The sequence below is a fragment of the Pedobacter sp. SYSU D00535 genome, from assembly GCF_017355855.1.
In the GTDB taxonomy this organism is placed as follows: domain Bacteria; phylum Bacteroidota; class Bacteroidia; order Sphingobacteriales; family Sphingobacteriaceae; genus Desertivirga.
On the sequence record NZ_JAFEWD010000007.1, the window covers coordinates 207,940 to 219,249 of the forward strand.

Genomic DNA, 11,310 nt, shown 5'->3' on the forward strand with positions numbered 1-11,310 from the left:
GGGAATTACTATTTTTGCTTTAACCAACTAATTAACCAATACAAGCTAACTAACAATCAGTAAAAAGAGAACCTCTTTCAGTCACCGCTTAGCAATGCAAACGTTGGCATAAAAAGGGAACAGCTATCAAAACCAATAAAACAGAAATCATATGCAAAATCTCTTTCAGTACCGGTTAAGTCCTCGAGTCCTAATCGAATGTTGCATGAAAATTAAACCTACTAACTAAACAGATTACAAACCTTTAACTCATTATGAAAAGAATTAGACTATTGAAATTAACGGGAGGGATGCTGCTCTTGCTTGTTCTTCCCTTACTTACGTTTGCGCAGAACGTAGTTGTTACAGGTAGGGTAGTGGATGAGAAGGGAGAGCCACTTCCTGGAAGCAGTGTGAAGGGGGTAGCATCTAACGTAAGCACTTCCACCGACGTTAGTGGTGCTTTTCGCTTGTCGGTGCCGGCAAGTGAGACTGCGGTAGTAGCCACCTTCATTGGCTACCAGCAGAAGCGGGTTTCGATCGCGGGTAATAAAACAAATATCACCATCAGTTTAAGTCCTGAGTCTCAAAGCCTGAACGAGGTCGTGGTGATCGGGTACGGAACCCAGCGCGCAGAAGCGGTGACAGGTTCAGTTGCCTCCATTCGTGGAGAAGCGCTCCGGGAAGTACCTTCCGCTAATATCTCCCAAGCTTTGCAGGGACGCTTACCTGGGGTGGAGATGTCTCAAAGTTCAAGCCGTCCGGGAGCAGCGATGCAAATTCGTATTCGTGGAACTCGTTCTATCACAGCTGGTCCCGGTGCCGGTCAAAATGACCCGCTTGTGGTGCTGGATGGTATTCCGTTCGCCGGTAATATTGGTGATATCAACCCTAACGATATCAGGAGCATCGATATCTTGAAAGATGCCTCAGCCACTGCAATCTATGGTTCGCGAGGGGCTAATGGGGTTATTTTAGTAACTACAAATAGAGGTCAGGTAGGTCAAAAGGCACAGGTGAGCTACAATAGCTTTGTAGGTCCTAAAACTATCTTCTCGAAATATCCGATGATGAACGGTCCAGAATTCGTCGCTTTCCGTAAAGCGGCAAATATGTTCACTAATTCGCTGGACGAAGCAGATGACGTAAACACGGACTGGCAAGACATGCTTTACCAGACCGGTATGACTCAAAGTCATGACGTTGGTGTTTCAGGAGGAACTGAGCAAGGAAGTTATAACTTCAGTATGGGTTATTTTGAGGATGAAGGAGTCATCCCTACCCAGCAATATAACAGGTACTCCGTTCGCGGTTCACTTGACCAGGGCGTGGGCAAGCACATACGACTGGGCTTTGTGACGAATAACAACTTCAACACATCGCAGGGAAACAACGTCGGCCTTTATAATATTCTTGCAGCTTCTCCTATTGCAAATCCTTACAATTCCGATGGAACTTTAAAAAGAACATTTAGGGCTGGTGGAGACGAATACTGGATTTATACTAAAGATGTGGTAGAAGACCTAAGTGATAAATGGTTGGATGAGACCAGAGCGTTCGGAACTTATAATACGCTCTACGGAGAAGTTAAAATTCCGGGTGTAGATGGTTTGAAGTATCGCGCTAATCTTGGTCTTAACTACCGGTCTAGTAACGGTGGTACTTTCACAGGACAGGGAATTAATAATGTTAACCCCACTGCTGTTTCAAATGCTAGCGTACGTAGCGCTAACACTCTTGATTGGACGATCGAAAATATCCTTTCTTACGACCGGACTTTTGCAGAAAAACATGAAGTAAACGCGATCGCCCTATATTCTGCCGCTGAAAACCGGTACACACAAAACCGCGCCACCGCTCAAAATCTTCCTAACGAAGCTTTTCAATATTACAACTTTGGGTCAGCTTTAGGCGAGGTTACCTTTCCAAATAATGACCAAATTTATAATGAGTCGGGCCTTCTTTCGTGGATGGGTCGTGTAATGTATTCATACGACAATCGCTATATGCTCTCGGCTACCTTGCGTTCTGACGGATCTTCGAGACTAGCGCCAGGACATAAGTGGCACACCTATCCAGCAATATCGGCAGGATGGAGCATCGGGCGGGAGGCCTTTATGAAAAACGTCACTTTTGTAGATAATCTCAAACTCCGCGTTGGATTCGGTCAGACATCCAACCAAGCAGTTGCGCCTTACTCTACACTAGGGCTCTTAAGACCTAGGAATTATAACTTTGGCGATACCTTCTCTACTGGTTATTATGTAGAAAATCTACCTAATCCGAGCTTGGGCTGGGAGTTTTCCAAAACCTGGAATTATGGGTTGGATTTCGGAATCATTAACAACCGCCTAAGTGGTACAATTGAGTACTATACCACGAAAACTGAAGATATCTTATTGGGAGAGCCTCTTCCTCGTACTTCAGGTGTAACGTCGGGTATTACAAGGAACGTAGCTTCAACCTCTAATAAAGGTTTTGAACTTTCTCTGAACGGTGTGATTCTGGAAAATGCAAAAGGATGGAGATGGGAAGCTGGGGTGAACTTCTATACTAACGAAAATAGAATTCTGTCACTTACTTCCGGCTCTACCAGGGATGAGGCTAATTGGTGGTTTGTAGGTCATCCGCTAAATGTGATTTATGACTATGAGAAAATCGGTCTCTGGCAGGAAGGCGATCCTCATATGAGCATTTTACAACCAGGCAATCCAGCACAGGTTCTAGGTTCTATAAAAGTAAAGTATACTGGAGACTATGATGCTAATGGTGTTCCTGTAAGGGCAATAGGTCCGGCAGATAGGCAAATTATTGACGCTGATCCTGATTTTCAGGGAGGTTTGAATACCAGGATATCTTACAAAGGATTCGATTTATCAGCTGTTGGTGCATTTAGAAGCGGTGGTATCCTCGTAAGTACACTTTATTCATCTGCTGGTTACTTGAATATGAATACCGGACGTAGGAATAACGTGAAAGTAGACTATTGGACACCTGAAAACAGAGATGCTAAATATCCAAGACCAGGTAGTTTAATTAGCTCAGACAATCCAAACTACGGTAGTACGCTGGGTTATTTTGATGCCTCATACTTAAAGATTCGTACACTTTCTCTTGGTTATAACCTGCAAAATGCTGGGTGGGTGAAAAGAGCGGGTATTGACAGATTGCGCGTTTATGTTACAGCTCAAAATCCGTTTGTGTTGTTCTCTCCTTACTACAAAGAGTCAGGTATGGACCCTGAAACGAACTCGTACGCAAATGAGAATGTTGCAACAAATAACGTAGGTCCGTCACGTCTGTTAACCATTGGTACCAACTCGCCATCTACCCGCACCTATTTATTAGGTCTTAATCTCACATTTTAACGACGATAAACATGAAAAGTATAAATATTAAAACTGTTGTAGGAGCAGCGCTACTTTCGGTGTTGTCTGTAGGGTGCTCTGATATACTGGAAGAACAACCTCGCAGTCTTCATGAACCTAGTTTTTTCTCCACTCCAACGGGCGTTCAAGGAGGAATATCAGCGCTTTATTCCAGTTTAAGAAATATATATGGAAATGGTTACTACCTGAACGCGGTTCAAACAGGTACAGATGAAGCTACCTGGGGACAAGGAGCAGATGCTAACTTTAAAGTACTCGATTATTCAAATCAGGGTGAACTTAACTCTACTTCAAGCCGTTCTGATGTGCTTTGGAACGAGGCTTTTCCGGCCATTAATACAGCTAGTGGAATCATAGAAAATGGAGCCGGGGCTGGAGCTTCAACTGCCCTTATTGCAGAAGCAAGGTTTTTTCGCGCATTTTATTATTTTCAGCTGGTTCAGACTTTTGGAGGCGTTCCATTAGACTTAGGATCTGGAGAACTGAAGTTCAATACTAACCCGAAGCGAACTTCTGCTAGAAACACAGTGCCTGAAGTATATACTAAAGCTGTTTTTCCTGATCTTCTGCAAGCTGTTAACGAGCTGCCCGATGCCCCACGTTTAACAGGTGCAGTTACCAAAACAGTTGCAAGGCTGTTTTTATCGAAAGCTTATCTCACGTACGGATGGTGGTTGCAAAACCCGAACAATATTCCAACTTACCCACAGGCTAACAGAACTGATCCTAACGGACAAACGGCGCAGTATTATTTTCAGCAAGCGTATGACGTTGCGACCACTGCAATTGACAATCCTGGCCCTTATGGGTTGGTTGAAACCTATTACGACGTGAACCGTGCTACAAACGATCGGAACAAAGAACATCTTCTCTATGCAGACCATACAGAAAAGAGCTCTTTATATAACGGTGGCGATATTAATGGCTTTGCTAGTGGATCCGCTCCGGACAACTTTGCAGGTTGGTTTTATACCTGGAATTATACGGAGCTTAGAAGCAACACTGCTGCGTCAGCAACTGCTACGCAAATTAACACCGTCCAGCGTGAAGCAGTACAACCTCTAGGTCGTCCATGGTTCCGAATGACTCCCCCAATAGACATATTTGTAAATACGTTCGCCGATAAAACCCTTGATTCTCGTTACGACGGAACGTTTACCACAGTGTATCGTGGTAACTGGAATAAGAATCCTAATAATGCCTCTACAACTGTTGTTTACAACGCAAATCTTTTACCAGTAAGTCCAGGAGAACCGATACTTACTTTCCTGAATTCAGAACCTGCGACGCCTATCACTTACCCTAATGGTGCAGGCAGAAGCAACGTAGGTGCAGGAGAATTACCTGGTCGCGCTGATTATGTAGTCTCGCCTCTCGGTATTAATCGTCGGATGTATCCAGGTTTGTGGAAGTTAGGTCCATATCGTACAGATAACGGAACAGGTTTCGGAAACCCTAACGCAGGAAGCACTCGTCCTTTCTATATTGCCAAATTCTCCGAATTTTACTTTATAGCGGCAGAAGCAGCTGTGAAAGGTGCAACTGTTAAATCTGGAAAAAGTGCAAGAGATTTAATCAACGTTATTCGTGGCAGGGCAGGAAAATGGCGTTGGAGTAATGCTCAAAACACTACAAAAGTTGAAGACAATAGCGTTGCTATGATGGCTGCAACTCCAGCAATTATAACCGTGGACTATATCTTACAGGAACGCTCACGGGAATACTTTGGTGAAGGTTACCGTTGGCTGGACTTGATCCGCACCCAAAAGTGGAACGAATTTGCTTCAACTTACCGGATCGGTGGGGTGAATTTCCAGGACCATACGCCTCAAACTGTAACACGTACCATCCAGCCACAGCACTATCTTCGTCCTATTCCTAGGGGACAGATAGATGCCATGCAGGCAACTCCAGAAGAAAAAGCTGCTTACCAAAATCCAGGCTATCAATAAGCCATTCTGGAAAATAATAATCTACTGGCTGTCCAATCGTTGGGCAGCCAGTAGATTATTACACAATAGACCTGCATAAGTTCGAAGAGCGAGATGCAATTAACACTAAACCATCTACTCTAAACTCAAAATATCCGAAATGCACTAAGCCAGCCTCAATCATAAGAACATAAGAAAACACACATGAAAAGAAGTTCTATCCTATTAATTGCTAATTTTCTTCTTATTGCTGCACTGGCGGGTTGCTCGGTCAAACAGCAATACCAGGCAGATAGGTTAATAACCAAAGGCCTGAAAGACTACTACAAAGATTACTTTCCTATCGGGGTAGCAGTAGGCCCTCAAACTTTAAAGGGCGACGAAGCGGAACTTTTACTTAGAGAATTCAATAGCATCACTGCTGAAAATGCCATGAAGATGGGCCCTATCCATCCCAGGGAAAACGAGTACTTCTGGAGAGATGCCGACTCTATTGTGAATTTTGCTCAAAAGCACGGCTTAAGGGTGCGGGGACACAACCTCCTATGGCATGAGCAAGCCCCAGAATGGATGTTTAAAGACAGCCAGGGAAATCAGGTAAGTCGGGATGTACTCTTAGCACGTCTTAAAGACCATATTTACACCGTAGTAAAACGCTATAAAGGGAAAATTTACGCATGGGATGTTGTAAATGAAGCGATCGATGATAATCCGGATGATTTTCTGAGAAAAACAAAGTGGCTCGAAATTATCGGCGAAGACTTTATCGCCAAAGCCTTTCAATTCGCCCACGAAGCCGATCCTGATGCCCTGCTTTTTTATAATGACTACAATACTGAAAGGCCTGAAAAAAGGGACCGAATCTATACGCTGTTGAAACAGTTGGTGGATGCGAAAGTGCCGATCCACGGAGTTGGATTGCAAGCGCATTGGTCCATCTTCGAACCGACAGAGAAAGAGTTGAGAGAGGCGATTGAGAAATATTCGTCTCTGGGACTTCAAATTCATTTCACAGAAGTGGATATGTCTGTTTATCCATGGGAAAAAGAGCGCAGGGCGAAGAGATCAGGTGAGAACGATCAACTCACTCCAGAGCTTGAGCAAAAGCAAATTGCTCAGTACAAAATGGTGTTTGACATCTTCCGTGAATACCGGAAGCATATTACCAGTGTCACTTTCTGGAATGTATCCGACCGATATACCTGGCTGGATACCTACCCCGTCTCCGGGCGCAAAAACTACCCTTTGCTGTTCGATACCAAGCTTGAGCGTAAAAAAGCATATTGGGAGGTGGTAAATTTTAAGAAATAGCACTATGAACTACAATTTTAGATCTTTCATTGCATGCATAGGTTTATTGATACTGACTGCTACTACTGCTTCCGCCAATGATGATCAAACCTATATTTCAACAAAGAAATTAAAGGGCGCCTTTAGTCTTGCCACAAATGGAAAACCCGCTCCAATTGTTCGCGGAAGCTCAGAAGATCCAGGTGTTATACGGGCCGTAAGTGATCTTCAATCAGATCTTCAAAGGGTAACAAAGGCAAAGCCCACTGTAGGAATAGACAAGCCAGTTTCAGAAAAAGAAATTGTCCTTATCGGGACAATAGGCAAAAATCCGCTCATCGATCAACTAATAAGGCAAAGTAAAATAGATGTTTCGGCTATCCGCGGCAAATGGGAAGCCTCTCTTACGCAGGTAGTAGATAAGCCGATGCCCGGAGTGGATAAGGCCCTCATCATCGTAGGTAGCGACCGCCGCGGTACTATCTACGGGATTTATGACCTTTCTGCTCAGATAGGAGTTTCTCCATGGTACTGGTGGGCGGATGTGCCCGTGAAGGAACAAAAGAACTTATACGTACACGCAGGAGTAATTACCCGAGCTCCAGCTGTAAAATATAGGGGGATTTTTATCAACGATGAAGCTCCTGCTTTATCGGGCTGGTCACGTGAGAAATTCGGAGGCTTTAACAGCAAGTTTTACGAGCATGTTTTTGAACTAATCCTGCGTCTTAAAGGCAACTACCTGTGGCCGGCTATGTGGGGAAGCGCCTTTTACGACGACGATCCAAAAAATCCCGTTCTGGCAAATCAAATGGGGGTAGTTATAGGTACATCGCATCACGAACCTTTGATGAGGGCTCACGACGAGTGGCGACGCTTCGGAAAGGGTGCATGGAACTACAATACTAACGACGAGGTCCTTAGAGACTTTTGGCGCGAAAGTATTAAAAGGATGGGTAACAACGAAAGCATCGTAACCATCGGAATGCGTGGTGACGGTGACGAACCAATGTCGGAAGGAAGTAACATCGCCCTTCTCGAAAAGATCGTGAAAGACCAGCGGGAAATTATTGCGGAAGTGACAGGCAAACCGGCCTCCGAAACTCCGCAAATCTGGGCCTTGTACAAAGAAGTACAGGATTACTATGATAAAGGCATGCGGGTTCCTGACGACGTTACTTTGCTTTTGGCCGACGACAACTGGGGAAATATCCGCAAACTGCCTAAACTGGATGAAAAGCCCAGAAGCGGCGGCTATGGGATTTATTACCACTTCGACTATGTAGGTGGGCCCAGGAACTATAAATGGATCAATACCAATCCCATAACAAAAGTGTGGGAGCAGATGCACCTTGCGCGGCGATACGGAGCAGACAGACTGTGGCTGGTAAACGTAGGCGATATCAAGCCAATGGAGTTCCCGACCGAATTTTTCCTCGACTATGCCTGGAATCCTGAAAAGTGGACTGCGGATCGTTTGCAGGAGTATACCGAGCTTTGGGCCGCTAAGCAGTTCCCCGGGAAGTATGCAATGGAAATAGCAGATCTTATTTCAAAATACACCAAGTACAACGGCAGGAGAAAGCCTGAACTGCTTGACGCTGATACCTATAGTCTTTCAAATTATAGGGAGTTCGAAAGGGTCGTTCAAGATTTTAATGACCTGTTGGTCAGGGCTGAGAAAGTTAACAGTCAGCTTCCTGCACAGTACCGCGACGCCTACTTCCAACTGGTGCTGCATCCTGTAAAGGCGAGTGCTAATCTAAATGAACTTTATTACACGGTTGCTTTAAACCGTCTTTATGCAAAGCAGGGACGTGTTCTTACAAATACCATGGCCGCAAAAGCAAGGGAGCTGTTTGCGCGAGACAAAGAGATTTCCAACCATTACAACAAGGTGATCGCTGGTGGGAAGTGGAATCACATGATGGACCAGACCCACATTGGGTACACCTACTGGCAACAGCCCGAAAAAGATGTGATGCCTGAAGTCAAAGAAGTAACGCTTCCTCCAACTGCTGGTATCGGCCTTGCAACCGAGGGTTCGGATGATTGGTGGCCGCTGGCCAAGCAAGAAGCTGTGCTGCCAGAGTTTAGCCCTTATCTCCCGCAACAACATTACATTGAGATTTTTAGTCGCGGTACCACAGCAACCCAATTTACGGTACAAAGCGGTGCTCCCTGGTTAACGCTTTCTTCCAGGGGAGGAACAGTAGCTGATCAACAACGCATTTGGGTAAGTGTCGACTGGAAAAAAGCACCCACAGGAATGCATAAGATCCCTGTTACGGTAACATCAGGAAACTCCAATATCATTGCCTACGCCAGTATCAATAATCCGGCAAGTCCTCGGCCTGCAAAACTCTCTGGATTTGCAGAAGTGGACGGATATGTATCCATTGAACCGGCCAATTATTCAAGAGCGGTGAATAAAGATTCTATCAGCTGGGTAGTGCTTCCTGACTATGGCCGCGTTGCTTCTGCCGTAACCACCTTCCCTGTGACGGCCCCTGCACAGCTTCCGAATGAAGGTTCAGCTCACCTTCAGTACGATGTGTACCTACAAGAACCCGGGGAAATAAAGTTGCATGCGTACATCTCGCCCACTATCGATTTTGCTAACTCCGGCGGCCTTCGTTATGCTGTGTCTGTAGATGACGAGAAGCCGCAGTTGGTTAACCTTCATGCCGATAACTCTGAAAGAGCCTGGGAAAAGTCGGTGGCGGATAATATTAAGATGCTAACAACGAAGCATACAATAAAATCAGCAGGAAAACACGTGGTGAAATTTTGGCGTGTTGACCAGGCTGTAGTGTTGCAAAAGATCGTAATAGATGCTGGCGGTCTTAAACCTTCGTATTTGGGCCCACCTGAGACACGGGTAAAAAAATAAATTTCGCGAATGCAGCACTTGAGCTAACATTCGCTCATAATAGCCTTCCTCATAAATTGGTTATATAAGTGAAAAGCCGCCTCTTTCCCAAAGAGCGCGGTTTTTCGTTTTTAGGGAAACCAGCTTTTGTATTTCAAATACCTGTGGTCCTGCTGTCCGCTGTAGTTTTTGCCCTGGCTTTGCGCGGGTCCTTGTCGGGCAAAAAGCTGCCGCTTCCATCAGGTTTAGCTTAGAACTTCAGTTTTTCAAATCACCTTTAGGGGAGGCTCGTTAACGAAAAAAGGCATCTGCATATTCCTGCAGATGCCTTTAGCCTATAAACTTTTTGAACCTCTTTATTTCTTTCTTGCTATTACTTTTTGCACAGCTTTGATGATGTTCTCGCTGTCCAGTCCGTATTTAGTCATCAGCTCGGCAGGTTTACCGCTTTCGCCAAATGAATCGTTTACAGCAATATACTCTTGAGGAGTAGGGTTGTGTTGAGCAAGTAGCTGGGCGATGCTGTCACCCAGTCCGCCTAAACGATTGTGCTCTTCAGCAGTTACCACACAGCCTGTTTTAGCTACTGATTTCAATACTGCTTCTTCATCCAGCGGCTTAATGGTGTGGATGTTGATGATCTCGGCATCGATACCCATCTCAGCCAGTTTTTCTCCGGCAAGGATAGCTTCCCATACCAGGTGACCGGTAGCGAAGATGCTGACATCTTTCCCTTCGTTCACCATCCAGGCTTTACCGATCTCGAACTTCTGATCAGGATCAGTGAAGATAGGCACTACCGGACGACCAAAACGCAGGTACACCGGACCATGATGCTCGGCAATAGCCATGGTAGCAGCCTTGGTCTGGTTGTAGTCGCAAGGGTTAATCACGGTCATTCCCGGAAGCATTTTCATCATACCAATATCCTCCAGGATCTGGTGAGTAGCACCATCTTCTCCCAGGGTTAATCCTGCGTGAGAAGCACAGATCTTTACGTTTTTATCAGAGTAGGCAATCGACTGGCGGATCTGATCATATACCCTTCCGGTAGAGAAGTTGGCAAAAGTTCCGGTGAAAGGAACTTTACCACCAATGGTCATACCGGCAGCAATTCCCATCATGTTTGCCTCGGCAATACCGATCTGGAAAAAGCGCTCAGGGAATTCTTTGATGAAGGCTTCCATTTTCAGGGAACCTACCAGGTCAGCACATAGTGCCACCACGTTCGGGTTCTTTTTACCAGCTTCGAGCAGGCCGGCACCAAAACCAGAACGGGTATCTTTTTTTTCAGTGAAAGTATATTTTTTCATTTGTGTTCGGCCTAATAGTCTTGTAATTCTGTGTGCAACTGGTCCAGCGCCTGTTGTAGCTGTTCGTCGTTAGGAGCCACTCCATGCCATTTGTGGGATCCCATCATGAAATCCACTCCGTGTCCCATGTTGGTTTTCATCAGGATGCAGATCGGCTTTCCGTTGAACGCTCTGGCTTTAGCCTCTCCAAGAACCCGAACCACTTCTTCCATATCGTTGCCGTTCATCTCCATTACATCCCATCCAAAAGCTTCCCATTTAGCATGAAGGTTTCCTAAAGAAAGGACTTTCTCGGTAGGTCCGTCAATCTGCTGACCGTTGTAGTCGACGGTGGCAATCAGGTTGTCTACTTTATTGTGAGGAGCAAACATGGCTGCCTCCCAGATCTGGCCTTCCTGCAGCTCGCCATCCCCGTGAAGGGTAAAGACAAGTGAGTTGTCGCCGTTAAGTTTCTTGGTAAGAGCAGCACCAATGGCAACAGAGAGTCCCTGACCTAAAGATCCGGAAGCTACACGTACACCCGGCAAGCCTTCGTG

Annotated in this window: 6 protein-coding genes; 4 read left to right on the forward strand and 2 right to left on the reverse strand. The window is 45.4% G+C overall.

All coding sequences use genetic code 11. The annotated features are described in order from the left end of the window. The first annotated feature begins 254 nt into the window (after positions 1-254). From J4N23_RS15360 to J4N23_RS15375, 4 genes are all read left to right on the forward strand, one after another. Entirely contained in the window at positions 255-3,347 is a 3,093-nt protein-coding gene (locus J4N23_RS15360) for a TonB-dependent receptor (RefSeq protein WP_207428548.1), read from the forward strand. A gap of 11 nt (positions 3,348-3,358) precedes the next feature. Next, complete coding sequence (locus J4N23_RS15365) at positions 3,359-5,320, forward strand: RagB/SusD family nutrient uptake outer membrane protein (protein WP_207428549.1); 1,962 nt, start codon at positions 3,359-3,361, stop codon at positions 5,318-5,320. Between the two features lie 183 nt (positions 5,321-5,503). Next, the gene (locus J4N23_RS15370) at positions 5,504-6,610 is read left to right on the forward strand and encodes an endo-1,4-beta-xylanase (RefSeq protein ID WP_207428550.1); all 1,107 of its coding nucleotides are present in this window, start codon (positions 5,504-5,506) and stop codon (positions 6,608-6,610) included. Between the two features lie 4 nt (positions 6,611-6,614). Next, positions 6,615-9,482: a glycosyl hydrolase 115 family protein gene (locus J4N23_RS15375; RefSeq protein WP_207428551.1), complete on the forward strand. Its 2,868-nt coding sequence runs from the start codon at positions 6,615-6,617 to the stop codon at positions 9,480-9,482. A gap of 335 nt (positions 9,483-9,817) precedes the next feature. On the opposite strand, the gene J4N23_RS15380 is transcribed toward J4N23_RS15375, so the two are convergent. Together J4N23_RS15380 and J4N23_RS15385 are read right to left on the reverse strand one after the other, a co-directional pair. After that, on the reverse strand, positions 9,818-10,774 hold the full coding sequence (locus tag J4N23_RS15380) for a transketolase family protein (RefSeq protein WP_207428553.1): 957 nt from the start codon (positions 10,772-10,774) through the stop codon (positions 9,818-9,820). An 11-nt stretch (positions 10,775-10,785) separates the two neighbouring features. Next, on the reverse strand, positions 10,786-11,310 hold a 525-nt coding region (locus J4N23_RS15385), incomplete at its 5' end, for a transketolase (protein ID WP_242689251.1).

Bases quoted from the DNA above. Each gene is read 5' to 3' on its own strand.
- J4N23_RS15380 (WP_207428553.1), bottom strand. From the start codon at position 10,774: ATGAAAAAATATACTTTCACTGAAAAAAAAGATACCCGTTCTGGTTTT.
- J4N23_RS15375 (WP_207428551.1), top strand. From the start codon at position 6,615: ATGAACTACAATTTTAGATCTTTCATTGCATGCATAGGTTTATTGATA.
- J4N23_RS15365 (WP_207428549.1), top strand. From the start codon at position 3,359: ATGAAAAGTATAAATATTAAAACTGTTGTAGGAGCAGCGCTACTTTCG.
- J4N23_RS15360 (WP_207428548.1), top strand. From the start codon at position 255: ATGAAAAGAATTAGACTATTGAAATTAACGGGAGGGATGCTGCTCTTG.
- J4N23_RS15370 (WP_207428550.1), top strand. From the start codon at position 5,504: ATGAAAAGAAGTTCTATCCTATTAATTGCTAATTTTCTTCTTATTGCT.